Below are 25,064 nucleotides of genomic sequence, written 5' to 3' on the forward strand. Positions count from 1 at the left end.
TAATTCTTATTTTAAGAAATGAGGTTTGAAGGACCTATTTTAAATGTAAGAATTATTCTCACTGACAAGCTTAAAGTTTAATTTTTACTGTCTGTGAGATTAAATATTGACTACTACAAATAATTTCCTATATACAAGGCGGACCACATAGACACAATATTCTTGTTTTTTAAGGTTTCTAATTGGAAATAAGGAAATTTACCCCTCTTCCTGGCCATATCTACTCGTTAAATTCAATGAATCAGATTGTTTATTGAATAGATCATAAGTGGCATAAGCCGCTAAAACCGATTTTCTAGAAAAAGCAATGAGTTTGTAAATAAAATTGTGTAAATGCTTATTATTAACTAATCTAACGGATTAAATCGTTAGTTATAAATGAGTCATAAGCAATGGAACAACAACAAATAAATATAGATCCAAATCTACTAAATGAATTGTCGAAGTCTATTAAGAGTGAAAAAGATTTAGCTATTCTCAGCAAGCAACTATTAAAAATCACGGTAGAACGTGCTATGGATGCAGAATTAGAGGATCATCTTGGCTATGAAAAGCATGCTATAGAAGGCAGGAACACGGGAAATAGCCGTAATGGTTACTCTCCTAAGCGATTAAAGGGTGATTTTGGCGAAATGGAAATTAATACGCCACGTGACCGAAACAGCACGTTCGATCCTCAAATCATTCGCAAAGGGCAAACTCGCTTCACTGAATTTGATGAACAAATTTTGGCTCTTTATGCTAGAGGGATGACTACCAGAGATATTTCAGATACATTCAAAGAGCTGTATGGTACAGAGGTATCACACAGTTTAATTTCGAAAGTAACTGAATCTGTTATTGAGGAGATTACTGTTTGGCAGAATCGTCCATTAGAAACAGTATATCCCATATTGTATTTAGATTGTATCGTTATCAAGTGTCATCAAGATAAACGCGTAATCAACAAATCAATTTATTTGGCATTAGCCATTAATTGTCAAGGGCAAAAAGAATTACTTGGTTTGTGGATAGCAGAAACCGAAGGTGCAAAATTTTGGCTCTCAGTATTAACTGAGTTAAATAATCGTGGCATTAAGGATATTTTTATTGCTTGTGTTGATGGATTAACCGGATTTCCAGATGCTATTAATACAGTATTTCCAAAAACCAAAATTCAGTTATGCATTGTTCATCTTATTCGTAATTCGTTACGTTATGTACCCTATAAGGACATGAAGTCCGTCGCATCGGATCTTAAAGTTATTTATCGCGCTATTTCTCTTGAGCAAGCGGAAGAAGCACTTCTTATTTTTAGTGAAAAATGGGATAAAAAATATCCAGCTATTAGTCGTTCATGGCATAAAAATTGGAGCAACATTATAACTATTTTTGACTATCCTGATGAAATACGAAAAATTATTTATACGACCAATGCCATTGAATCACTCAATAGCGTTATTAGAAAATCTATCAATAACCGTAAAATTTTTCCTAATGACCAATCTGCATTAAAAGTAGTATATTTAGCCATACAGAAGGCATCACAAAAGTGGACTATGTCTTTACATGATTGGAGAGCGGCTCTGAATCGATTCGCTATCGAATTTGAGGGAAGATTCTCCTAAAAAACGGCACTTACACAAAATAATTTACAGGCTCAAAGCAATACCAACTTCTATTACCTCCTGGACATGAGGATATTGTAGTATTTCAGTATGATAGGCTTGTGCTTGTATTTGCGATAAGGCCAGTTTAGAAGCGCTTTCTAATTCTTCTTCTTTCCGAACCTGCTTAAATTCCAATAGCAGCGCCTTGGAACCTTCTTTTTTAGGTATTAACAGCAAGATCATAACGACCTAAGCCACTTTCTCTATTGGAGCGTATATAATGGGTGATACCCAAACTGGCTAACATCCCTAACACAAGAGCATGGTAAAACCCTTCTGATCTATTACTTTTTTGTGTATCAAAATAGCTAACACTTCGACGTAAAAAGGAGCTAAGCTGTTCTACAAAAGAAGGAACGTCACCAGCTACCAAATGTTTCAAGAAAGAATCATATTGCCGCTTTCTCTCAAACTGATTAATGAACCATTCTTGAAAAAATGTACTATAGAGTCTCCATATTTCATAATTGGGTAGTCTGACTCTACAATCATATACTGTAGTATAGGCACTTAAACTACTGCTTTCAAAGGTTAAATAGCCAGCAAACAATAAAAGGCTCCAAAAAGATGTATCATCTTTATCTAGGATATCAAAAGCAAGGTGTTTGTTGATAGATATATCTAAAGATTCCCCGCGCATCAACTGTTCGAACTGTTCTTTGATATCAGAATGAGCAGTAAGTACCTTTTGTTCAATTAAGTTATTATTACCCGTATTCACCCAATAGACATCAAAACGACCTGATTTATTGATACAAGAAATAATAGACCAAGGGTTGTACATGACTAAATTCCCTACCCTATAACCATTGTACCAACTTTTTACTTCCTCCATAGCAGCACTAAGACCATGTTCTTTAAATAAATAGGAAACTTCCGTTTCACTAAATCCAAAGTGTGCGCTATATTCTTCATCTAGCAAGGTATAGGTCTCTAGATTATTCAATCCAGAAAGCATACTATCTTTAGAAACACGCAATATGCCCGTTAAAACGCCTCTTTCTAGTGCATTATTATCCTTTAAAGCAGCACTAAATAGATTACGCATAAATGCGACCATCGCATCCAAATATTCCTTATTACCGTAAGCTTTGTTGAGTGGGGTATCGTATTCATCTATCAAAATATAAACTTTTTGACCATGGTGTTGGTAGAGGCATTGACTAAGGAGCTTTAAAGATGATTCTAATTCTTGCTGATTGGATTGCTTATTCAGGATAGTATGTAATTGTCCTAGCTGTATTTCATTAATTTTATTGCTTTTTAACAAGTAGGCATATGCACTATAGACCTCTATGGTCAACCTATACACCGAATTGTACTCACCTTCAAAATTATCTGCATGAACATCCTTAAAACTGATCATAATAATCGGATACTTACCTTGATGTTGATTAATGTAGCTACCACCATCTAACTTGCTAATCACTAAATCATCAAATAAGCCTTTTGTATTTACGCCATTCACTTCTTCTGAAAAAAAATGCTGCAGCATAGACATATTGAGTGTCTTTCCCCAACGGCGAGGGCGTGCGATTAGCGTAACCTTCTCCCCTTTGCTCAGGAAATCAGCAATCATGACTGTCTTATCACAAAATAGGTAATCCCCTTTTACTAACTCTTGAAAGTTACTAACCCCAATCGGTAATTTTTTCATGATGAGCATATTTAAAACTATGCAATCTATTTAAATATAGGTTATGATAACTAGCGACTTAATATAAATTGATTATGCTATTGCTTGACTGTAGTGATTTTTTTGAGATAATTACTCAATCCCATATGATTGCTATACCCCAATATAGCTGCTATTTTTCTAATCGAAAGGCCCAAACCAGCCAGTTCTTTGATTCGGTCAAGATCTTTATCAAACTTACTTTTTTGAATCGTCCCCTTCGGCTTACCTAACTTTACCCCTTGTAGTTTCTTAGCCTGTAAAGCTTCTTTGGTTCTTAGACTCACTAGATCACGTTCTAGCTCAGCTAACAGAGAAAATATCGTTACAATGATCTTAGAACTCAGACTGTGTTTGTTCAAATCTAACCCTTGCTTAATGGCCATGATTCGGATCTTTCTTTTAATCATTTCATTGATTAGATGAATCACTTCTGAGGTACTCCTACCCAATCTACTGATTTCAGTAATAATGATGGTGTCTCCATCTGATAACTTACCTAGTAATTCATCGATTCTTCTTTTTAGCCGATCCTGTTGAGAAGAGATTTGGGTTTCTATTATATCATCAATGGTCAGCTCTTTTTTTCTAGCATATTCATAGAGTTCCAGCTTCTGATTGTTTACATCTTGTTGACTGGTCGAAACACGAATATAGGCAATGGTTTTCATCTGGTAAAAGTGGAGTGTAAACAATTAATATAAATATCTATATAATTTACAGAATGTATAACAGATATAAAGTGTTTTACCTATACAAATTGTATAAGTAATAACGTTTTTAGTGTACAGAAAGTGCTTCCTAAATCCTAACTAGACCCTTAACTTTCTATATAACCCTTTAGATGATATTGTAGCACTTACAGGTTTATCTATCAAACAAGTAGAACAACTCATGCAGGCTAATTAAATTTTGTAAATTTATCTATTCTATTTTGCAGTAGGCATCACGCCTATACATCCCTAAATAAAAAGAAAAGGATATGGATTCTAAAAAAGAAGATAAAGCACTTCGCACAAGGCAATAAAGGACTATTTAAGGAATGTATTATTTATAGGGACAAAACATATAAATGGAAGAAATATCCAGTTATTTGGTTGAATTTCTCAAAGTTAAGTGCTAAAACAGGCGCATCACTGGAGGCTAGTTTAGTAAAAAAATTATATGACATCGCTGATGATTATGATATAGATAAATCTAAGATGCAACCTATCATTGGGTCACCAACGGTGAACGACTCACTTAATGACTTGATTAGGGCACTGCAACAATTAGGTGGTAATTATGCCTCAACCATATGCGTGAATAGATTTTTTATCGGCGACCATTAGCGCTTTAACTTGACGAAATGAGAACAACCGCCCATTAAAACGATTTTTATTGTAAAATCTATAATAAAAATTTGCAAATTAAATATAAATATATTATACTAAAATGTTTTTTAGAGGAAAAGTATCTTAAAATATTTTAACTTTTGCTTAGCTTATGTTTAAGTATAATATCAAAAAATACATTTTTTTAATAGCAGCTTGCACGCTGAGTAATTGTCAGCAATACCATCCGATGGAAATGTTGACCTGCTTGACTAAACTTTCTTCATTTATTCCTTCAGATAAAGGATACAAAGAAAGCTCCCCAGTTGCTTATGCAAAACTAGAAGTGCTACTTCCCAAATTTATTGTAGCAGTATTGCCTAGCCCCGGGGAAAATGCAGCACAAACCGATCAAATCAAGAATGCGCTAAAGAAAAGTTTTGGAGAAGATATTTCTGTCATTCAAATAAAATCAATAGAAGGTTTAAAACCAATAGATATAGAAGAAGAGCTAAAGATAGAACAGTATACAAAAGAAATTTTCAATGAAATACTCTGTACCTTAGCGGATAGATTCCATATCAAATCCTCGCTCAAATTCCAAAAATATAATCTGCCCATCCATATACTTGGTTATGAACAACCTAAATTGGTGGCTAGCATCAAAGCACAAAACTACAACTTGTTATCATCTTCATTATGCAATATTAAAACCCTATCTGTTGCAGATCCAGTTGAGGATAAAAAGCTCATTAAGAATGATATGACAATACACTTTTTTAAATACGATGAAAATAAAAATATACCGGGTTATATAGATTTTTTAAAGCAAGAAGGATAAAGAGATCATCATCTCCCATCTAAAAACCGCGCAAAAGCATCGCGCCCAGCATAACTTACTCTATCTTTTAATGCTGACTCAATATGCAATAAACGATTGTATTTCGCCACGCGATCTGTACGGCAGACCGCACCTGTTTTAATCTGTCCGGTATCTGTTCCCACCGCCAAATCAGCAATGGTAGTATCCTCTGTTTCCCCAGATCGATGGGAGATAATAGCCCCATAATGTGCTTGCCTTGCTAGAGAAATGGTAGTTAATGTCTCTGTTAAGCTACCTATTTGGTTGTATTTCACCAGCACGGCATTCGCTATATTTTCTGCTATCCCTTTCTTTAATAGGCTGGGATGGGTCACAAATAGATCATCCCCTACCAACTGTACCCGGTGACCCAATGCTTGCGTAAGTTGCTGCCAACCTATAGCATCCATTTCTGCCATACCATCCTCTATGCTTATAATAGGATATTGGCGTGCTAAATCTACCCAATAGGCTACCCACTCCGCCCTAGTGAAAGCCTTATTTTCCATACAATACAAACCATTTGGCCTATACAGCTCAGTACTAGCCACATCTAAGCCTAAGTAGATGTCTTGGCCAGGGCTATAGCCAGCTTGGGTAATCGCTTCTAAAATAGATTCAATGGCCTCTTTCGTACCAGATAGATTTGGGGCGAAGCCCCCTTCATCACCTACATTGGTCGTGCAGCCCTTTCGCTTTAAAAGCGCCTTTAAAAGATGAAAAATTTCTACACCCGCACGCAATGCTTCACTAAAAGAAGCAGACCCTAAGGGTAGAATCATAAACTCTTGTATAGCAAGCTGATTATCTGCATGTAGGCCACCATTTATAATATTCATCATAGGTACCGGCATCCTATATCTTGCATCAGATGGCGCACCCATTAAACTAGCAAAGTATTGATATAAGGGCTGTTGACCATGTAGAGCAGCGGCTTTGGCAATGGCTAAAGAAACAGATAAAATGGCATTAGCACCTAAGTTTTGCTTATTGGACGAGCCATCAAGCGCCACCATTAAGCCATCCAAACCAGCTTGATCATCTATATCTTTTCCCATTAAACTTGGGCCAATAAGGGTACGCACCTGTTCTACTGCTTTTAAAACCCCCTTGCCGTGATAGCGATTTGGATCCTTATCTCTCAGCTCTACTGCTTCAAGTGAACCAGTAGAAGCCCCAGAAGGCACACTCGCATATCCTTTTTCCCCTGATGCCAAACTTACTTCAGCTGCTACGGTTGGGTTGCCCCGCGAATCTAAGATTTCATAGGCAGTAATTGCACTAATTTTTGACATTTTTACTCATTTTACATATTAAGAAATAGATCATAAAGGCCAACTCACCTAAAACGCAGCAAACTTTTCCCTGTCATTTCTTTAGGGGGTTGCAAGTCTAATAGAGCTAATAAGGTTGGTGCCACATCTGCTAAACTACCAGATATGGCTAGACTAGCAGGGCGGCCCATGTAAAGCAATGGAACAGGTGCTAGGGTGTGTGCGGTATGGGGTTGTTGTATCGCCTCATCATACATACATTCTGCATTGCCATGATCGGCTGTAATAAGGGCTTCTCCCCCTTGCTTTTGTAATGCAGCAATAATGCTTCCCATACAGCCATCTACAACAGCAATGCCTGCTTCCGTAGCCTGTTGATTGCCTGTATGGCCCAACATATCCGGATTGGCAAAGTTGCAAATAATTACATCATAGGCCTTCTGTTCAATGGCTTTAACCACTTGATCGGTAACTTCTAGTATACCCATCTCAGGCACTACATCATAGGTAGCTACCTTTTTAGAAGGAATCAGTAAACGGGTTTCACCAGGAAAGGGCGCTTCAATAGCTCCATTGAAAAAGAAGGTAACATGGGCATACTTTTCTGTTTCTGCAATACGCAGCTGGGTAAAACCCGCTTGGGCCAGGTAGGCACCTAAACCATTTTGTATAGACAAAGGCGGAAAAGCAATACGACTAGGGATATCAGCTGCATAGGCGGTTAATGAAACAAAATCCCCCAAACGGGGGAAAGCCGAACGGTTAAAGTGTGCGCAATCAGGATCAGTTAAAGCACGGCTAAGCTGTCTTACTCGATCTGAACGAAAGTTCATAAAAAAAACCACATCACCTGAATCAATCGTTATAGCTAGTTGACCTGGTGTATATACAGCAGTAGGTTGTACAAACTCATCGGTTTCACCCCGTGCATAAGCGGCTTGCAACCCGCTTAAAGCCGTTGAAGCACTATAAGTAGATTGACCGGCTACTATACAATTATAAGCCGCTTGGGTACGCTCCCAACGATGGTCTCTATCCATTGCATAATAGCGACCAGTCAGGGAAGCAATGGTACCTAGCCCTATTTGGTCACATTTGTTTTGCAATAATTGAATGGAAGCTGCGGCACTCATAGGTGGTGTATCACGCCCATCTAAAATGGCATGGATATAACAATTTTGTATAGCCTTTTGCGCACATAATGTTAATAAAGCAGCTATGTGGTTTTCATGGCTGTGCACGCCACCAGGCGACAATAGCCCGATTATATGAACAGATGTCTGCGCATCCTTTGCCTTGCGTAAGGCAGATAAAAATACTGTATTATTAAAGAAATCACCTGTTTCAATGGCTTTATTCAAACGGGTTAAATCCTGATCCAGCACACGACCTGCTCCAATCGTCAAATGGCCAACCTCAGAATTACCCATTTGGCCTTCTGGCAAGCCTACTGCATAGCCAGATGCATCCAATAGAGTATGCGGATAGGTCTGCATGAAATGATCCCAATAGGGCGTCTTTGCCGCCGCAATAGCATTATAACGGGTTTGCGCAGCATGGCCCCAACCATCAAGGATCAGTAAAAGAATAGGTTTAGGTCTCTTGAATGTACGCATAGCATCTAAAAAGAAAGTTGAATGATGGATATATAGATCCCTTTCCTAGACTAAATTTTTAAGCCTACGCACCGCTTGATCTTTCAAAAAGATCCATTTGCCACGAGGGATACGCTGCTTAGTAAGGTGGGCATAACCTACCCTATCCAATTTATCGACTAGATAACCCAAATGGCCAAACATTCTTCTAATAATTCGGTTCTTACCCATATGGATCACCACACCTACTTGGGTTGGGTCTTGCGCTACTATAGCCACCCGATCTACCTTTGCCAGACCATCTTCGAGTAAAAGGCCTTCTTGAAGAAGCTGTAAATGTTCAACTTGTATAGGCTTGTTCAACACTACATGATATAATTTTTCAACCCTGCTAGCAGGATGCGACAACTTACGCGCCAAGTCCCCATCATTGGTTAGGAGTAATAGGCCTGTAGTATCATAATCCAAGCGACCAACGGGATAAATACGCTCAGCACAATACCTTTTGCTAATAAGATCTAAAACGGTTTTTCGGCCCTCAGGACCTTGAACGGTAGTAACATACCCCCTAGGCTTGTTTAAAAGTATATACCTTAACTTTTCTATATGCAAAGTAACACCTTTATACGCAACAACTGCATCGATGGGTATCCTGGTACCTACCTTTTGTACAACTGTGCCATTAACGGTAATACAACCTGATTGAATCAGTTGATCCGCCTCCCTCCTAGCACAAACACCCGCGTTACTTATAAACTTATTTAACCGTATTAAAGATGAAAGACAAGGCTTACTAGAATAATCTTCCATAAAGAACAGATAACCAATATAATTTGTCTATTGGATTTGTTTTTTTGTATTTAACTTTGCATCCACCGCATACATGGTATGGGGCACTACTTTTAAACGCTCCTTATCTATAACCTTTCCTGTTAAGACACAAATTCCATACGTACCATTTTTAATGCGTTGAATAGCAAGTTCAATTTGTTTGATAAACTTTTGTTGACGTTCCGCCAATTGACCTACATTTTCTGTCTCTATTACTTCTGCATTTTCCTCAAAGGCTTTACCAGCAGGCTCAAGGCCCGCCTCTTGACGACTCAAAACCTTTTCCAATACTTGAAGTTCATGGTTAGCTTTTTCTAATTTTTCTAAAAGAATTTTTTCAAAAAATCTTAGATCCTCAGATGAATATGCTTCCTCTTCCATAACTTTTTGATCTTAATTGTAAGTAATCTAAAGCAACAAATTCAAAAATTGCTATTGCTATTGTACACTAAAGCAAGCTGGTAACCTACGCCACCTTATTGCTTAATCTTTTTAGCTGACGAATAAAAGTTTATCTATAGGCTGTTCCAAAGCAATTAACATTCTACCACAATGCTCGCAAAGTACTATTTTATTGCGCTCATATACGCCTATTTTTTGCTGAGGAGGAATGACTATACAACAACCACCACAGGCGCCTTTTTTAATAGGGACTACAGCCAAATTATTAGGCACATTGTTTTTAATCCTTTCATAAGCAAGATATAAAGGCTCACCTAGCACGGCTATTACAGTTTTTCTTTTTTCGTGCAAGGCAGACTCCTCTTTTTCACTTGCCTTTAAAATCAATTGCAGCTCTTCTTTTTTTAAAACTAAATCAGCTTTTTTTGATTCCAATAGTTTAGAAGAGGCTTCTAAATCAGCTTCTTCTTGCTCTATATTTCTATAAGCAGTATGTAGAAATTTTTCTGCAAGTTGGATATCCAATTTATGTAATTCAAGCTCTTTAGTAATGGCGTCATACTCCCTATTGTTTCGGACTTCCATTTGCTGAGACTCATATTGCTGGAGTTTTTTTTCAGTTTGCTTGATAAATGCTTTCTTGTTGGCTACTTCTTCTCGCAGTGTAGTCAACAGCGATGCACGTGATTGGATGGTTGTAGATAAAGTTTCTATATCCCTTTCTAAGACATATACCTCCTCTGGAAGGGTGCCTCTAAGTTTTAAAATATCATTAATATGCGTATCAGTTTCCTGAAGTTCATAGAGCTTAGTCAATTTAATTGCAATATTTTTATCCATTGGTTAGTCATTAATGTGATGCACAGGATTGGTAATAGTTTTACAGCGCAGTATTACAATATTATTAAATTCTTTTGACAATAATGCAAGTATTAGTTTTTTTAGGCCTAATCGGGTAGCATCATACCCTACATCAATCAGTAATGTTTTACCATTAGCTTCTAAAAACTGCTCATACTGTAAACCTGTTGTAATAAACGCATCTATTTTTTTGTGCAAGACTTCTTTAAGCAACCAGCCACCATTGCCCGCATAAATGGCAACTTTTTTGATAGGCCGGTCGAAATAGTTGGTGTGCTGAAGGTGGGATAAAGTCAATTTTGTTTTGATATACTTTAAGAAATATTTTTCTGGCAACTCTATAGGCAAACTACCTACTACACCACTACCTATATGGTTTACAACTACTTCCACCTGTTCTAAATAGTAGGTAACCTTTTCATAAGGATGTGCATGCAATAAAGTTTGAATGATTTTTTCCTTACAAGGCATGGGGACTATAAAAGCAAGCTGGCTTTCTTGTGAAAATTCTACCTTTGCAGTAGAGGAAACATGCGATAAAGACCCTGACCCTGTTGCGCAATGCAGATTAGCTGCAACACCTGTTAGATTTTGAGTGGCCAATACAGCCCCTACTTGACATAAAGATTGAATGAGATGCTTTTCTGCATGAGGCGGCACAAAAGTAGTAAGCCTATGCAGCATTACCTTATGAGGAATAATCGGATGGGTCTCTTGTAATTCAATAAAACTAGCCATCCTATGGCTCGTTCCTCGACCGAAATGATCTAAATTGGTACTCAAAACATAAATGGTAAGTCCATGCTTTATCGCCTTGATCACACATCTACCGGCATAAGTTTCTGGAATGATTTGAGCCAATGGTTCAGTAAAGACAGGCTGGTTTACAATTATAAAATTGCATCCTTTTTCGATAGCCTCATCCAATACCTTTTCTGTTATATCCAAAGAAATCAATATACCAGTCACTACATGATCTATATCACCAACTATAATACCGGATGTTGCCACACTACTCTGACCTTGCAATTGCACTTTTTGCTCCAAGTAGCTTACTACATCGGATATAGTAACAGAAGTGTCGCTATATCTTGGTGCTTTTATAGTCATCGTGGTGTTATATATAGGCAAAATATATTCATACAACATGGACCTGTTTAGATCTGTATTATAGGTAATATAAGAAATATATCGTTATTTGTGTAATAGTTTCAATGATTTTTTATTATTAAGATGGCCTCTATGTTTTCGTTATGGTTGCGAATATTGAGTTGGGTGTATGGTGGGGTAGTTATATTGCGTAATTTGCTATATAGGAAAAATATTAAAAAAAGTGTTGTTTACAAACAACCCAAAGTGATTGGTGTAGGAAATCTCTCATTAGGTGGCACTGGAAAAACACCTTTGATCATCTATTTAGCCCGATTGCTTTCTAAACAATATGTTATAGCGGTTCTTAGTAGAGGGTATAAGCGGAAATCGAAAGGCTTTAAAGTAGTCCATACGCTAGAATCTGCTGCAACAGTGGGTGATGAGCCTTACCTTGTGTATAAACATTTTCTAGACAACCCTAATGTGGTGGTTGCCGTTTGTGAAAATAGAGTAAAAGGGGTTGCCAAAGTTATGGAATATAGACCAAGTGTCGAAGTGATTCTTTTAGATGATGCTTTTCAGCATCTTAGGTTAACGCCTCACTTGAATATTTTATTGACTACCTTTCATCAGCCTTTTTTTAAAGACAATCTATTGCCTTTCGGTCGATTGCGTGAACCACGTAAAGGGGCATCACGTGCTGATATCGTATTGGTAACCAAAAGCCCGCCAAATTTAAGCCAATCAACCATTGATGCCATCAAAACGGAGATACAAAAATACCATACCAAAAAGGTGTCGATTTTTTTTACACATACGGTCTACCATAATCCTATCGCCATGGAAAGCGGCCAAAAGAATAAATTACCTAGCGTCTTATTGTTGGTTACGGGTATTGCAGATCCCCTACCCTTGCGCATCTATTTGGAAACAAATGGGCATAAGGTGACCCATCTGATATTCCCAGATCATCATTGGTTCAATGATGCGGATATAGTAAAGATGATCCGCCTCTTTCATAGATTAAGTCATTCAGATAAAGCGATTGTTATAACAGAAAAAGATTATGTAAGATTAACAGCGCATCGTTGGATGCAATTGTTAGCGCCATTACCTGTATTTTATATTCCTATAGAAATAAGCTTTGCACAAGACACACAAGAAACTTTTGAGGCAAAAATCAGTCAAGCTTTACTTTCCTAGTCTGATATAGACGACTCATTTTTACAAAATTTATTATACCTTGCAGTCAAAGCCATGGTATGATATGATCATCAAATGGAGCCAATAGGCGGCATATGGCTTCCGAAAGCCGATATATAGCTGATATATAATTTTTTAAGTAGTAAATCACAATGGTGCATCTTTCGATTTGGTGGCGGTATTGTTTATTTTTTTTAGTTTTTTTTCTACCATTTAGCGCTAATGGCAATGAAAAAGCTGAAGATATTTTTGAAAAACCTGAAGAAGAAAAAGTTGAAGCAACTTCTACCTTTTTTATAACACCACGAGATGTAAAACAAAACTACAGAAGGTATCACCGGATCGATCGCTCTGTAACCAAGATGGACCGTTTTACAGTTGCAGAACGACACAACTACAACTTTCAAGATCTTGGTAACCATTGGACAGCTGCTCAGCACATTTTTTATAAATTACCCCAACAGATAGGCGCAACCTATGGGCTCTCTGCCTACGATTTTTATTTTCAGCACCCTGAAGACATACGTTACTATCATACACACAAAGCATATCTATATTTCAATGTTGTACTAGCCAATCTAAGTAGTTTTATATTTAATGCCTGCTATACCCAACGATTGCTTGAGAACTGGCACATAGGTACAAATTGGCAAGGTACCATGGCAGAAAATGAATGGCCACATAGCAAAGATGATAAGATTGTTAACGCCTCTCCACATTTTAATATTTTTACCCACCTCAAAAGCTCAGATGGGTGCTATCACTTATTTACGAGTTGGGCGAATATGCAGTATGTGACTAGAGAAACGGGTGGCGTACGCTCAGTACCCTCACGTAAAAAGCAATTTGAATTTCAGGAACAAAATCCAAGTAAGCGCTACAAATCTTCTTTTCCACTATTAGAAGAGGAATACATGGAAAACAAAATTAACAAAGAAAGTCAATGCATCCATAAAGAACTTAGACGGAATTTTTACCTCTACCACCATTATGAGTTTAGCAAAACACTACAATTGTATCATGAACTGCATGACAATCGTAAAACCAATCTATCCACTATTGAAAAACCAGATGCACCATTATTAAGTTTTATAGCTGCGCCTGATGCATCTTACAAAGATCGCCACAGTGCGGTAATGAAATCCCTTGGCAATGAAATAGGCATGAAAGGGGACATAGAACAACCCCATTTATTCTATTCACTACATTACAGACACGAATACATTCGTTTAAATTGTGACTTCTCTAACCCTAAAGACATAGAACACAACCGTCCTTTACAAGAAGCAAAAAAAGAACACGAACACGAACATTACCTGGGTGGTAATACACGGTTGAACCTTTCCGAACATAGGAAACTTTGCATAGACGGAGCCTATCTTTTGCAAAAGGGAGGCTACCATAGACTCAACCTAGCTTACGAAGAGAAATTCTTTAAAGTTTCTGGCCATACCATTAAGCATAAAGTACCCTATATAGTAGCTGGCTATAGCAGCAGGCTATGGAACAAAGATTTTATAGCACCATCTGCACGTGCAATAGATGCAGAGATATGGTATAATTGGCCCCATATCACCATCCATCCCATCCTATCTTTTAAAAAGATCAACAACCATATCTTTTATACAAAAGCACTGTCAAATATAGATGACCATTGCATTGCTGAACCGATGCAGGCTACCACACCTATTTATCTACTTTCCTTAGAAGCAAACTTAAATTTTTGTTTCTTCTCTTATTTTCATTTTGACAACACCTTTACCATCCTAAAGGATCTAAGCAAAGAAAGCAAAATTTTTAAAGGCTATATCCCCCCCTATATCTATACAGGCCGGTATTATTATGCACACCAACCCTATGATAAAAAGATGGATATAGAAACAGGTTTAAATATACATTTTAAAGAGCTTTATTATGGAGATGGCTACGATGTAATCGCGCAACAATTTTACCGCCAAAATAAATTCGCTGTACAAGGGAGACCTATTGTAGATATTTTTTGTAATGTGCGCATCAATAATCTAAAGCTCTCTTTTAAGTACAGCTACATCAACGCGTATTTTTATAAACCAGAAGCCTATTTTGCCACACCATTTTATCCTGGCCTAAAAAAAGCAGCTGATATTGGTATACATTGGTCTTTCTTTGACTAGGTGCTTCTATCCATTCAACCAATGGTGGGGAGGTAGGTAATCGTTAGATACTAACTTATGAAAGTTACTGACCCCAATCGGTAATTTATATTTATTCATATTAACATAGGTCGTTTTGGATTAGCCTATTTTATTTAACTTTGATAATCAGTACTATTATTTATTTTAGATAATCGATTCAAAAAAAGAGCTTAAAAAAGCCCCTTTATGGTTTAAATTTTGAAGTAAGAATAAAAAGTAAAACACTAAATTAACTTTAACAAAGGAACCAATCATGAATGTATCGAACATTTCCGTTATTTTTTTATATGCTCTTCATGTATTTCATAATCCCAACTATCTATCATCCTGGTTTCCTCATTGAAATTAATACCCAATAGTATAATCGCTTTTTGCCTGAGTAAATAAGGTTTATAATACCCGTTTGCTTTGATTTGTGCTAAGGCTATTTTCCCGTTGGATTTATACTTTATTTCTATAATATATATAGCTGTTTCTAATTCTAAAACAATATCTGACCTACCTTGGCTAGAAGCTGATTCACTATGCATCTGCATTTTTCTACCACCTAAAAATCCCAATCCTTGCAGCAGCATATGTAAATTGCTATGGTATTGTTTTTCTTGCTTGGTATCTATATAATAGGGAAGTGTGGAAAAAGCCGTATTGATATGTTCTATAAACATTTCAATTTTTTTATCAGCTAGTGCGCTTCTAATTCTATCCCGCTCTTGTAAAAAATAATCCTTTACACTCTTTTCCAAACTGGATTGTATACTCTTCTGAAAAGAGGCCTCTATTTCTTTGTTAGGGAATTTTAGGATATATAGCCCAGTAAAATCATCATAATTGTGAATGGTTAGATACCCCGTTTGAAACATTAGCGACTTTAAACTAATCTCACTCCTACTGCCTGTATACATTAGGTCTTCTCTAGTGGCTTCTATTTGCAAATTATCTGACTGAAATTCAAACCTATCAGGATCTGCTAACATCTGATTAATCAGTATAGTTGGACTACCTGATTCATACCAGTAATTTTCTAATTCTCCACTCTTTAAAAACTTTAATGTAGACCAGGGATTATAGACACTTATACCATCCTTATGGAATCTATATCCATTGTAATGTGTTGCCATACGCTCCATTACTGCTGCTTTAGTGATTTTTTTATCATTATTTAGACTCCATTCTAAAGCGATACTTTCTAAATAGACTGGAAAAGTAGATAAGATTTCATCTTGGGTGTACCCAAACATCGCATCAACATTTTTGAAAATCGTAATATCGTCTAAATGATTGGCCCCTGAAAATACATCGGATAAACTAAATTTGCTTACGCCAGTGATAAAGGTGAGTTGAAAGTATTCATTGAGTGACTTTAAAGTCATAAAAAAATCTTTCATCACTTTTATATTGGCCTTTTCTAGGTCAGAGCCTTTGGTTAGATGAACTATAGGTGCATCGTATTCGTCTATAAGGACTACTATTCTAGCTTCATAATGCAATGATTTGATCGCATTACTTGAACGGCTTAAGTCCGCTAACTGAATGACTAAATCTTCCAAAATATCCTTTACAGTGTGCGCTTCTATTACTAGGTCATATAGAGATGCTATTTTTTTTAAGGCTCTTTTGATCGATTCTTTTAGTTCTTCAGGTGTGTCATTGGTCAATCTAGAGTGATCCAGTTTAATCACGGGATATTTCTTCCATTCATATCCATTTTCTGGTTTACCTATATAGCAATCTTTAAAAATTTCTTTTTCTCCGCTAGCTATAGTAGCCAGTGTATTGATGAATAGTGATTTCCCAAATCTGCGAGGCCGGGCTATAAATACAGGATTTTCTTTTTCTATTAGTTCTTGAGCATACCGGGTTTTATCTACATAATAGCCTGTTCTGATAACCCTTTCAACATCTGAGTATCCAATAGGCAGTGCATATATCTTGCGCATCATTTTATCTTTTTTGATTTCTTTTTCTCTCTCTTTCATTGATTTCGTATGTTATCATACTTATATCTTAGTAGCAAATATAAAGCGGTGTTGTCTAATTCCTCTTCATTAGGTGCATAGATAAATGATAGTAATGAGGTTATTGGCCTATGACTATTCTTAAATTTCTTTGTACACGTGATGAATACATCATGGACTTTAGCTCCATTTAATACCCGAACACCTTTTGAAAAATTCCCTACAACTACGTACCTTAGTATAGTGAATGTTTAGTTTAAACCATTCCTTTTAACCGCTTATGTTCCATTTTAGATTGTTTAGCCTACTTTACGCCATTTTAAATCAGCGTATGCGCGCAAAAAAACCATTTTGGGTGTTATATCTATTGAGTTGTATCGCTCCTTTTAGCACCCATGCTACGCCCCAGCAAGCTGGGTACTCTATTATAGAACATGTAACAGATGCCCACAGTTGGCATTTTGCAACCATTTCGGGCAAACATATTGAACTACCCTTGCCCATTATACTTTATTCCTCAGATAAAGGCATAGAGTGTTTTTCCTCTGCTCGTTTTTATGACCAGAACCACCAGCCCACTGCGTATCATGGTTACCTCCTATTGGATCAAAAAATTCATTGCGTAGATCCAAATAGATCTGTCTTAGACCTATCGATTACCAAAAATATAGCTGCCATGTTTTTAAGCATCATACTGCTCGTAAGCGGGCTGCTATGGGCTACAAACAAATATCGCCGTGCGCCACTTGCTCCACCTACAGGGTGGTTTGCGGTTATAGACCTGATCATATCTTTTATAAAAAATGAAATAGCCATTCCTAATATAGGCAAGGAGCATTCTGCAAGGTTTCTGCCCTATCTATTAACCATTTTTTGTTTTATATGGCTCAATAACCTTTTGGGACTGCTTCCGGGTGGTGCCAATGTAACCGGAAGCATTTCAGTCACTTTAGTACTAGCTGCCTTCACCATTCTAATTACTATTTTTAATGGCAACAAACACTATTGGCACCATATATTTAAGCCAGAAGGCTTGCCTAATTGGCTGCTGCCTATTATGGTTCCAGTAGAAATTTTGGGCATTCTAACTAAGTTTTTTTCACTTATGGTACGGCTATTTGCCAATATTACAGCAGGCCATATTATCTTGTTAAGCATTATAGGGCTTACTTTTAGTATGAAAAGCACATGCATAGGCTTTTTCGTAAGCGTACCCCTTGGTACGTTTATGTTCCTATTAAAGCTGCTCGTTGCATTTTTGCAAGCATATGTTTTTACACTACTTTCCGCCATTTATTTAGGGCAGGCTGTTGATAAAGGCACCCATTGATATAGTTATATTTCTTAGTTTTTATGTATATTTGGCTGATGTCTTTAACAATTAAACAAACTTTTTTATGTTACCTTTATTAGATATAAGTTTATCATACGCTGGTGCCAGCATTGGCGCGGGTATTATTGCCTTAGGTGCAGGCATTGGCATTGGAAAAATTGGCGCTTCGGCTATGGAGGCGATGAGCAGACAGCCAGAAATGAGTGCAAAAATTCAAACTGCGATGATTGTTGCCTGTGCACTTATTGAAGGCGTTGCCATTTTTGGTGCAGTAATTTGTGCACTGATTGCTATGAAATAGTATTTGCCTTAGTTAGCCTCAATAGCCTCTTTTCCCCTAAATCTATAGCTGTCATGACTTTAATAACACCCGATTTTGGTATTATATTTTGGCAAACTACAACATTCTTAGTGGTCCTTTTGCTATTGTCTAAATTCGCTTGGAAGCCTATTTTAGAAATAGTACAAGCCCGAGAGCATGCAGTGGCGGGTGCCATAGATAAAATCAGTGCAGCACAAATATTAATCAAGCAAATCGAAGATGACCGAGCTAGGTTAATAGGAGAAGCGCATATAGAACGTGAGCGCATTATCGGTGAAGTATTGACCACCCAACGCGAAATCATTGCGCAAGCACATCAGGAAGGCTTAGCCATAAAGGAGCAGCTCTTAACGCAAGCCAGGGTCGAGATTACTAGAGAGGAAGCGCGTGCGCTTGAAACGGCTAGAGCCAATATCGGATCATTAGTTATTCAAGTTGCTGAAAAATTATTGGTCAAGGAACTTAGTCAAGATGCATCCCAATGGGAACTAATAGAACAACGCATGGCAAGCGATCACGCATCTGCTTAGTGCACAGAAAAGCTTAATCTATGTTTAAAAAAAAGAAGATAGCCGCACGATATGCTAATGTTTTTTTAGCCCAAGTCATTCAAAGTGGTAGCCTGAAAACCATTCATAGTGACCTCTCCTTTTTACAAGATCAGTTTAAGCGCTATCCTACATTAGACGACTTGCTCAACAACCCTACCCTACCTCGCTCCGAGAAACAAAAATTGCTTAAAGAAATTTGCCACCAAGGTCTTAGCCTTATGGTCTGGAGATTTATTGAAATAATTATAGATCAACATCAAATCGGTTTACTAAAAGAAATTTTAACTGCTTTTTCCATAGCCTATCGTAACCATCTAGGCATTCAATCTGCCATTTTAACGACCGCTGTTGCTTTACCAGAAGCTTTGATCAAAAAATTAAGAGAAGAGGTAAAAAAGTGGGTTCCTTGTAAAGAGGTCGTATTGGAGCAACAAATTGACCCCTCTATTATTGGAGGTTATATCCTTCAAATGGGTGGACTAAAACTAGATAAAAGTATAAAGCATGATCTGCACACACTACAAAGCGCTTTACATTAGGGGTAATTATTCCTATTAAAAAAACACTTAGGTCTCTTATAGCGCAAATAAAATTACAATTGAACACATGGCACAAATAAATACAGATGCGGTTACTGCAATACTCAGAGCCCAACTATCCAACTTTAAAACAGAAGTGGAACTAGCAGAAACAGGTATAGTGATGCAATCTGGTGATGGTGTAGTACGCATCTATGGTCTCTTAAATGCACAAGCAGGAGAGTTGCTTTCTTTTGCAAATGGATGCAAAGGGCTGGCATTGAATCTAGAAGAACATATGGTAGGCGCTGTTATTTTAGGGGACGCCAATTCCATCAAGGAAGGAGATGTGGTTACAAGAAGCAAGCATGTAGCTTCTATTCAAGTAGGTGAAGGCTTACTAGGCCGTGTCGTAGACACCCTTGGCCTACCTATAGATGGCAATGGGCCTATCGTTGGCGAAACATTTGAAATGCCTTTAGAACGGAATGGACCTGGTGTGATTTACCGCCAACCTGTAGATGCACCCCTCCAAACAGGATTAAAAGCCATCGACACAATGATTCCTATTGGCAAAGGGCAAAGGGAGCTTATTATTGGCGATCGTCAGTCTGGTAAAACATCCATTGCACTCGATACGATTATCAACCAACGTCGATTATTTGAGCAAGGTAAACCTATTTATTGTATTTATGTAGCCATTGGTCAAAAAGCATCTGCTGTTGCTAATGTAGTAGAAATACTGACCAGGCATGGTGCCATGGACTATACCACTATTGTAGCTGCATCCTCTTCCGCTTCCGCACCTATGCAATCCTTTGCACCCTTTGCAGGAGCAGCTATTGGTGAATTTTTTAGAGACACTGGAAGAGATGCACTGATTATCTACGATGATCTTTCCAAACAAGCAGTGGCTTATAGAGAATTATCGCTATTGTTGCGCAGGCCACCTGGTCGGGAAGCTTTTCCTGGTGATATTTTTTACCTACATGCCCGTTTATTGGAGCGTGCAGCACGCATTATTGCTAGTGATGCAATGGCTGCTTCTATGAATGATATTCCAGATACTTTAATGGGAAAAGTCAAAGGAGACGGATCACTTACCGCATTGCCTATTATAGAAACCCAAATGGGTGACGTATCTGCGTATATTCCCACCAACGTTATTTCGATTACGGATGGGCAAATATTTCTGGAAATGAATTTGTTTAATGCGGGCATCAAACCTGCGATTAATGTCGGGATTTCTGTATCCCGAATTGGCGGTGCTGCACAAATTAAAGCGATTAAAAAGGTAGCCGCCACCTTAAAACTAGATCAGGCGCAATTTGCTGAGTTAGAAGCTTTTTCAAAATTTAGTTCTGACTTAGAGGCTACTACTAAAAAAGCTATTGACAGAGGTCGTAAAAACCAAGAGCTACTTAAACAAAACCTGCACACACCTATGGCGGTAGAGGAGCAAGCTGCTATTTTATATATAGTTATGAATGGATACTTGGATACCGTTCCAATAGATCAGCTAAAAATATTTGAAAAGGAATTTTTGGAGCGATTGCGTGCCCAACATGCTACCATACTAGCCAATATTGGCGCAGGCGCATGGGACGATGAAATGACTCAGGTATTGATAGAGACTGCCAAGCCACTTCTCATAAAGTATGTAGCAAATACTTAAAGAGGCGGGTTTCTTTGTGGAGATCAACAATAGGCCTCTTTTTCAATTTAATAAAAGTAAAGCAACCCAATTACTATGGCACATCTTAAAGAAGTAGTAGACCGAATCAGTTTGATCGCCTTTACCCAACAAATCACCAAAGCGATGAAGATGGTATCTGCTTCGAAACTGTATAAAATCCAACAGCTTCTCTTACCCCTAAGGGCATATACCACACAATACATCACCATATTGGATGCTGCCTTACAAAATATAGATAAAGCTGATCTAGTTCATCCCTTGACAAGGCAAACAGCAGGCGGACGGGTGCTGTTGATAGTAGTTGCTTCCAATCGGGGGTTATGTGGTGCATTTAACAAAAACATACTTAAAGCAGCTTATGAGGAGGTTACCACCCGCCAACAAGAAGCCTCCGCTACTGTAGAGGTGCTTGTTATTGGCAAGAAAGCCTATCAGTTTTTTAAAAAGTCTAATATACCAATTATAGAGACCTATGTTGACCTTCTATCAAAATCAAATGATGAGGCAAGTAGTGAACTGACTAAATATTGTATAGAAGCTTTTCAAAAAAATAGGTATAATGAAATTCTATTGGCTTATACTGCATTTAAAAATTCAGCCAAACAAGAAGTAACCATCTTCCCCTTTCTACCCTTTGTACCTGATCTAGAAACACACTCCCCCCCTACTCGACCGCTTTATTATATTTATGAGCCTTCCCGCCAGCTATTGATCGCACAGCTTATTCCTGAGATACTCAAACATAAAATCATGCATATGCTGGTTGAATCTAGTGCAAGCGAATATGCTGCCAGAATGGCCACCATGAGTCAAGCAACTGATAATGCCGATGAGCTTTTAAAAGCACTACGCATCAGTTATAATAGGACTAGACAAGCATTAATTACCAGTTCTCTAGCAGAAATTACAAGTGGCGCAGAAGCTTTAGCAGAAGCTTAAAAGTGGGCACACTGTATCTATTCAGCTGTGTTGATCTTTTAATGTATCTATTCACGCACATGGTTGAGGCTTAAGGCCTTGCCATACAAAAGAGCAAGTGCTTTGCCTGGCTCATCAAGGTCCTTTTGTAGTGGAACAACCAACTACAGCCCAAGGCAATGGCATCATCTTAACGATTGACCAAGGCCCTTTTTCCTTTGAAAAACAAGCAGCACAAGCCATTCTATCGATCGCTTTACAAGAAGCATTTTTTACAGCCCTCCGAACCAAGCAAAAAACAGGCTATATTGTTCAAAGTGTAGATCAAGAAATAGAACAAAGATTGTTTCAAAAATTTGCTGTGCAATCAAACTCCCATCAATGTCAAGATCTTCTTTACCGTTTTGAGCTTTTTCTAGAGGATTTTCTTCAAGAAATGCCCCATGATATTTCTATTGAACGTTTTGAAAAACTCCGGGCAAACGATCTCCTTACCCTAGAACATCTATGCCCTAACTTACAAGATAAAGCGGTTTGCTTAGATGCGTTTGCTTTTGAACGCAATGGGGACTTTAAGTGGCTAGAAAAGAAGATAGAAGCAGCAAAAGCGCTCACCTACGAACACTTTTTACAATACGCTAAAACCTTTCTCTCTAGGAAAAACCGAAAACGGCTTGCCATTGCCATATCAGGAAAACTTCCAGAAAATCAGAACTTTTCGTACAAATCGCTATCTGCAAGCGAGATCTTAAAATAGGGAAAATATCTTACCAAAGCAGATTTTTAAAAAGTGTAATAAAAAACCAGGGATTAGCTAGTTTTATTATGTTTTTCATACTAAAATCACGTTTACAGCCTAGTCTTCTTGGAAATTTCCCCTTTATTTAATTTATTGCTTCTAGTAAGAGGTCTAGCATTTTTTGAATGGGTTTACCCAATATACTATGGGCTGTGCCTTTATTGAAATCAGCGCAGGCTCAATCATATTTTTTTATTCTTTTGTCTCCATGGCTACTCCTATACCAGGTGATTTTATTAAGTACGCAATAAAAGTAGGGTCTAAAACCCTAGATGCAAGCTACCCGATACAATCTATAATAGTGGATAAAAGAATCAATAAGATCCCTTATGCAAAAATAGTTGTGCATGACGGTGACCTTCAAGCACAAACCTTTTCTATAGCCAATGCTAAAATCTTTTCCATTGGCGCTACGGTTGCCATACGATCCGGTTATGGAGACAAATTAGAACAGCTATTCGAAGGTGTAGTGGCCAAATTGGCGATTCAGTCTCGGTCAACAGGATCATCTACCTTAACCGTAACCTGTAGGGATCCTGCCTATAAAACTACCCTTGCACCTAAAACGGCGCATTTTGTAAAAATCAAGGATAGTGACCTTCTAAAAAAAATTTTGAGTGGTTACAGTGGCTTAAATAGTAAAATTGAAGGAACCACTATTGTACACGAAAATATTTCCCAACATGAAATATCAGATTGGGACTTCTTAAATATCCGCGCTGAGGCAAATGGACAAATTGTAGTGGTCAATGATGGAACCATTTCCGTTAAAAAACCAAAAGCAACTGGAAAAGATGCTTTTACCTATATCTATGGTGTTGATTTTATTGACTTTAATGCTGAAATAGATGCAAAAGATCCATGGTCAACTGCTACTGCCCTCTCTTGGAATAGTAGCAAACAAAATAGGGTAGCTGAAAAGGCAAGTGACCCAGGAGAACAGTCTATGGGAGACCTCTCCTATAAAAAATTAACCAGTGCGGCCCAGCCAGGTAATGTGGCTATATCCCACGGTGGCGTATTAGATCCTCTGGAAATTAAAACGTTGGCTACTGGCTTACTCAACCGAAGCAGAATCGCTAAAATAAAAGGTAGTGTTACGGTTTCAGGGAATGCTGCATTGCGCCATGATGGTCTTATCACCATTCAAAAAGGGGCAAACCACTTTTCAGGGGATGCTTATGTATCTGGCATTCAGCATATCATATCAGATGGAAACTGGCAGACTACCTTAACCTTAGGACTAGATGCACAACGCTACATGCACAAATACCATGACATTGGTGCACTTCCAGCAGCGGGCATGATGCCGCCTATGCATGGGTTGCAGCTCGGCATTGTCAAGCAAATTACACAGGACCCTCAAAAGCATAACCGCATTTTGGTACATTTGCCTTTGGTACAAGACAAACCAAAAGAAGGCATTTGGTGTCGTTTAGCCTCATTTTATGCTACGCAAGCTGCAGGTGCTTTTTTTATTCCAGAACTAGAGGATGAAGTGGTCGTAGGTTTTATCAATGATGACATTCGATTTCCTATTATTCTAGGCTCGCTGCATAGCAGTAAACATGCAGCACCTAAAACCGTTGATCCTAAAAATCTTTTTAAATCTTTTGTCTCTAAGGAAAAATTAGAATTGAATTTTCATGACGATAAAGAAGGGCCTGAAATCATTATTAAAACACCTAAAGGAGGGCTTATTCAAATATCAGATAAGAAAAAAAGCATTGAGCTGGTAGATCAAAATGGCAATAAAGTAGTTTTAAGTAATGACGGCATTAATCTAACCAGTAGCAAAGATATCAATTTAAGTGCAAGGGCTAGTATCACTATAAAATCAGGCAAAGACGTTGTAATAAATGGTACACAAAACATAAACTTGAAAAGTATGAACATCAATGCACAAGCCTCTATGAAGGCCATTTTAAGTGGCAATGCCAGTACAGAAGTAAAATCTGGTATGGCTACCATTATCAAAGGGACTACCGTACTGATTAATTAATAGCATTATTTTGTAGATTTTTATGCCTACATCACTATA

At 37.7% G+C, this 25,064-nt stretch carries 23 protein-coding genes; 13 read left to right on the top strand and 10 right to left on the bottom strand.

All coding sequences use genetic code 11. The features are described 5' to 3' along the window. The first annotated feature begins 392 nt into the window (after positions 1–392). Complete coding sequence (locus ACOALF_RS04200; RefSeq protein WP_419241131.1) at positions 393–1,607, top strand: IS256 family transposase; 1,215 nt, start codon at positions 393–395, stop codon at positions 1,605–1,607. A 24-nt stretch (positions 1,608–1,631) separates the two neighbouring features. Here ACOALF_RS04200 and ACOALF_RS04205 read toward each other — a convergent pair whose 3' ends face one another. The 3 genes from ACOALF_RS04205 to ACOALF_RS04215 all read right to left on the bottom strand — a co-directional run bounded on the left by ACOALF_RS04205 (position 1,632) and on the right by ACOALF_RS04215 (position 3,995). Further along, the gene (locus ACOALF_RS04205; protein ID WP_419241249.1) at positions 1,632–1,832 is read right to left on the bottom strand and encodes a PD-(D/E)XK nuclease domain-containing protein; all 201 of its coding nucleotides are present in this window, start codon (positions 1,830–1,832) and stop codon (positions 1,632–1,634) included. Next, a complete protein-coding gene (locus ACOALF_RS04210; RefSeq protein ID WP_419241250.1) occupies positions 1,810–3,306 on the bottom strand; it encodes an AAA family ATPase in 1,497 nt (498 codons plus the stop codon). The genes ACOALF_RS04205 and ACOALF_RS04210 overlap by 23 nt, the downstream gene beginning before the upstream one ends. Positions 3,307–3,383: 77 nt before the next feature. After that, a complete protein-coding gene (locus ACOALF_RS04215) occupies positions 3,384–3,995 on the bottom strand; it encodes a recombinase family protein (RefSeq protein ID WP_419241251.1) in 612 nt (203 codons plus the stop codon). 378 nt (positions 3,996–4,373) lie between these two features. On the opposite strand from ACOALF_RS04215, the gene ACOALF_RS04220 reads away from it, so the two are divergent. Beyond that, on the top strand, positions 4,374–4,655 hold the full coding sequence (locus ACOALF_RS04220; RefSeq protein ID WP_419241919.1) for a hypothetical protein: 282 nt from the start codon (positions 4,374–4,376) through the stop codon (positions 4,653–4,655). 154 nt (positions 4,656–4,809) lie between these two features. Beyond that, positions 4,810–5,478 carry a hypothetical protein gene (locus ACOALF_RS04225; protein WP_419241252.1) on the top strand — a complete coding sequence of 223 codons (669 nt, stop codon included), beginning with the start codon at positions 4,810–4,812 and terminating at the stop codon, positions 5,476–5,478. Between the two features lie 8 nt (positions 5,479–5,486). Here the strand turns inward: ACOALF_RS04225 and eno are convergent, their stop codons facing one another. From eno to ACOALF_RS04255, 6 genes are all read right to left on the bottom strand, one after another. Then, on the bottom strand, positions 5,487–6,794 hold the full coding sequence (gene eno, locus ACOALF_RS04230) for a phosphopyruvate hydratase (protein ID WP_419241253.1): 1,308 nt from the start codon (positions 6,792–6,794) through the stop codon (positions 5,487–5,489). A gap of 44 nt (positions 6,795–6,838) precedes the next feature. Next, positions 6,839–8,389, bottom strand: coding sequence for a 2,3-bisphosphoglycerate-independent phosphoglycerate mutase (gene gpmI / locus ACOALF_RS04235; protein ID WP_419241254.1), 1,551 nt, complete (start codon positions 8,387–8,389; stop codon positions 6,839–6,841). A 45-nt stretch (positions 8,390–8,434) separates the two neighbouring features. Continuing rightward, positions 8,435–9,178 carry a pseudouridine synthase gene (locus ACOALF_RS04240; RefSeq protein WP_419241255.1) on the bottom strand — a complete coding sequence of 248 codons (744 nt, stop codon included), beginning with the start codon at positions 9,176–9,178 and terminating at the stop codon, positions 8,435–8,437. 27 nt (positions 9,179–9,205) lie between these two features. Next, entirely contained in the window at positions 9,206–9,580 is a 375-nt protein-coding gene (locus ACOALF_RS04245) for a TraR/DksA family transcriptional regulator (protein ID WP_419241256.1), read from the bottom strand. A 111-nt stretch (positions 9,581–9,691) separates the two neighbouring features. Beyond that, positions 9,692–10,441 carry a zinc ribbon domain-containing protein gene (locus ACOALF_RS04250; protein WP_419241257.1) on the bottom strand — a complete coding sequence of 250 codons (750 nt, stop codon included), beginning with the start codon at positions 10,439–10,441 and terminating at the stop codon, positions 9,692–9,694. A 3-nt stretch (positions 10,442–10,444) separates the two neighbouring features. Next, positions 10,445–11,572, bottom strand: coding sequence for a Nif3-like dinuclear metal center hexameric protein (locus ACOALF_RS04255; protein WP_419241258.1), 1,128 nt, complete (start codon positions 11,570–11,572; stop codon positions 10,445–10,447). A gap of 132 nt (positions 11,573–11,704) precedes the next feature. On the opposite strand from ACOALF_RS04255, the gene lpxK reads away from it, so the two are divergent. After that, positions 11,705–12,757: a tetraacyldisaccharide 4'-kinase gene (gene lpxK / locus ACOALF_RS04260; protein WP_419241259.1), complete on the top strand. Its 1,053-nt coding sequence runs from the start codon at positions 11,705–11,707 to the stop codon at positions 12,755–12,757. A gap of 152 nt (positions 12,758–12,909) precedes the next feature. Next, complete coding sequence (locus ACOALF_RS04265; RefSeq protein WP_419241260.1) at positions 12,910–14,910, top strand: putative porin; 2,001 nt, start codon at positions 12,910–12,912, stop codon at positions 14,908–14,910. A 296-nt stretch (positions 14,911–15,206) separates the two neighbouring features. On the opposite strand, the gene ACOALF_RS04270 is transcribed toward ACOALF_RS04265, so the two are convergent. Beyond that, the gene (locus tag ACOALF_RS04270) at positions 15,207–16,907 is read right to left on the bottom strand and encodes an AAA family ATPase (protein WP_419241261.1); all 1,701 of its coding nucleotides are present in this window, start codon (positions 16,905–16,907) and stop codon (positions 15,207–15,209) included. Between the two features lie 310 nt (positions 16,908–17,217). Here ACOALF_RS04270 and atpB point away from each other — a divergent pair, with 310 nt between their 5' ends. The 8 genes from atpB to vgrG all read left to right on the top strand — a co-directional run bounded on the left by atpB (position 17,218) and on the right by vgrG (position 25,025). Beyond that, a complete protein-coding gene (atpB, locus tag ACOALF_RS04275) occupies positions 17,218–18,216 on the top strand; it encodes a F0F1 ATP synthase subunit A (protein WP_419241262.1) in 999 nt (332 codons plus the stop codon). Between the two features lie 67 nt (positions 18,217–18,283). Further along, the gene (gene atpE / locus ACOALF_RS04280; RefSeq protein ID WP_419241263.1) at positions 18,284–18,520 is read left to right on the top strand and encodes an ATP synthase F0 subunit C; all 237 of its coding nucleotides are present in this window, start codon (positions 18,284–18,286) and stop codon (positions 18,518–18,520) included. Between the two features lie 53 nt (positions 18,521–18,573). Continuing rightward, the gene (gene atpF, locus ACOALF_RS04285; RefSeq protein WP_419241264.1) at positions 18,574–19,071 is read left to right on the top strand and encodes a F0F1 ATP synthase subunit B; all 498 of its coding nucleotides are present in this window, start codon (positions 18,574–18,576) and stop codon (positions 19,069–19,071) included. Between the two features lie 20 nt (positions 19,072–19,091). Then, the gene (gene atpH / locus ACOALF_RS04290; protein ID WP_419241265.1) at positions 19,092–19,631 is read left to right on the top strand and encodes an ATP synthase F1 subunit delta; all 540 of its coding nucleotides are present in this window, start codon (positions 19,092–19,094) and stop codon (positions 19,629–19,631) included. 67 nt (positions 19,632–19,698) lie between these two features. Beyond that, the gene (gene atpA / locus ACOALF_RS04295; protein ID WP_419241266.1) at positions 19,699–21,285 is read left to right on the top strand and encodes a F0F1 ATP synthase subunit alpha; all 1,587 of its coding nucleotides are present in this window, start codon (positions 19,699–19,701) and stop codon (positions 21,283–21,285) included. Between the two features lie 75 nt (positions 21,286–21,360). Further along, on the top strand, positions 21,361–22,245 hold the full coding sequence (atpG, locus tag ACOALF_RS04300) for an ATP synthase F1 subunit gamma (protein ID WP_419241267.1): 885 nt from the start codon (positions 21,361–21,363) through the stop codon (positions 22,243–22,245). Positions 22,246–22,375: 130 nt separating this feature from the next. Further along, on the top strand, positions 22,376–22,981 hold the full coding sequence (locus ACOALF_RS04305; RefSeq protein WP_419241268.1) for a hypothetical protein: 606 nt from the start codon (positions 22,376–22,378) through the stop codon (positions 22,979–22,981). Between the two features lie 250 nt (positions 22,982–23,231). Beyond that, positions 23,232–25,025: a type VI secretion system tip protein VgrG gene (gene vgrG, locus ACOALF_RS04310; RefSeq protein WP_419241269.1), complete on the top strand. Its 1,794-nt coding sequence runs from the start codon at positions 23,232–23,234 to the stop codon at positions 25,023–25,025. Positions 25,026–25,064: the final 39 nt, after the last annotated feature.

Origin of the sequence: Cardinium endosymbiont of Nabis limbatus (assembly GCF_965196625.1) — a bacterium.
Classification (GTDB): domain Bacteria; phylum Bacteroidota; class Bacteroidia; order Cytophagales; family Amoebophilaceae; genus Cardinium.

Coding starts and splice junctions, on each gene's coding strand:
- atpH (WP_419241265.1), top strand. CDS start 19,092: ATGTTTAAAAAAAAGAAGATAGCCGCACGATATGCTAATGTTTTTTTA.
- atpE (WP_419241263.1), top strand. CDS start 18,284: ATGTTACCTTTATTAGATATAAGTTTATCATACGCTGGTGCCAGCATT.
- ACOALF_RS04255 (WP_419241258.1), bottom strand. CDS start 11,572: ATGACTATAAAAGCACCAAGATATAGCGACACTTCTGTTACTATATCC.
- ACOALF_RS04205 (WP_419241249.1), bottom strand. CDS start 1,832: ATGATCTTGCTGTTAATACCTAAAAAAGAAGGTTCCAAGGCGCTGCTA.
- ACOALF_RS04240 (WP_419241255.1), bottom strand. CDS start 9,178: ATGGAAGATTATTCTAGTAAGCCTTGTCTTTCATCTTTAATACGGTTA.
- ACOALF_RS04200 (WP_419241131.1), top strand. CDS start 393: ATGGAACAACAACAAATAAATATAGATCCAAATCTACTAAATGAATTG.
- ACOALF_RS04265 (WP_419241260.1), top strand. CDS start 12,910: ATGGTGCATCTTTCGATTTGGTGGCGGTATTGTTTATTTTTTTTAGTT.
- ACOALF_RS04215 (WP_419241251.1), bottom strand. CDS start 3,995: ATGAAAACCATTGCCTATATTCGTGTTTCGACCAGTCAACAAGATGTA.
- atpA (WP_419241266.1), top strand. CDS start 19,699: ATGGCACAAATAAATACAGATGCGGTTACTGCAATACTCAGAGCCCAA.
- atpG (WP_419241267.1), top strand. CDS start 21,361: ATGGCACATCTTAAAGAAGTAGTAGACCGAATCAGTTTGATCGCCTTT.
- gpmI (WP_419241254.1), bottom strand. CDS start 8,389: ATGCGTACATTCAAGAGACCTAAACCTATTCTTTTACTGATCCTTGAT.
- ACOALF_RS04210 (WP_419241250.1), bottom strand. CDS start 3,306: ATGAAAAAATTACCGATTGGGGTTAGTAACTTTCAAGAGTTAGTAAAA.
- ACOALF_RS04270 (WP_419241261.1), bottom strand. CDS start 16,907: ATGAAAGAGAGAGAAAAAGAAATCAAAAAAGATAAAATGATGCGCAAG.
- ACOALF_RS04225 (WP_419241252.1), top strand. CDS start 4,810: ATGTTTAAGTATAATATCAAAAAATACATTTTTTTAATAGCAGCTTGC.
- vgrG (WP_419241269.1), top strand. CDS start 23,232: ATGGCTACTCCTATACCAGGTGATTTTATTAAGTACGCAATAAAAGTA.
- eno (WP_419241253.1), bottom strand. CDS start 6,794: ATGTCAAAAATTAGTGCAATTACTGCCTATGAAATCTTAGATTCGCGG.
- ACOALF_RS04245 (WP_419241256.1), bottom strand. CDS start 9,580: ATGGAAGAGGAAGCATATTCATCTGAGGATCTAAGATTTTTTGAAAAA.
- lpxK (WP_419241259.1), top strand. CDS start 11,705: ATGTTTTCGTTATGGTTGCGAATATTGAGTTGGGTGTATGGTGGGGTA.
- atpF (WP_419241264.1), top strand. CDS start 18,574: ATGACTTTAATAACACCCGATTTTGGTATTATATTTTGGCAAACTACA.
- ACOALF_RS04250 (WP_419241257.1), bottom strand. CDS start 10,441: ATGGATAAAAATATTGCAATTAAATTGACTAAGCTCTATGAACTTCAG.
- atpB (WP_419241262.1), top strand. CDS start 17,218: ATGCGCGCAAAAAAACCATTTTGGGTGTTATATCTATTGAGTTGTATC.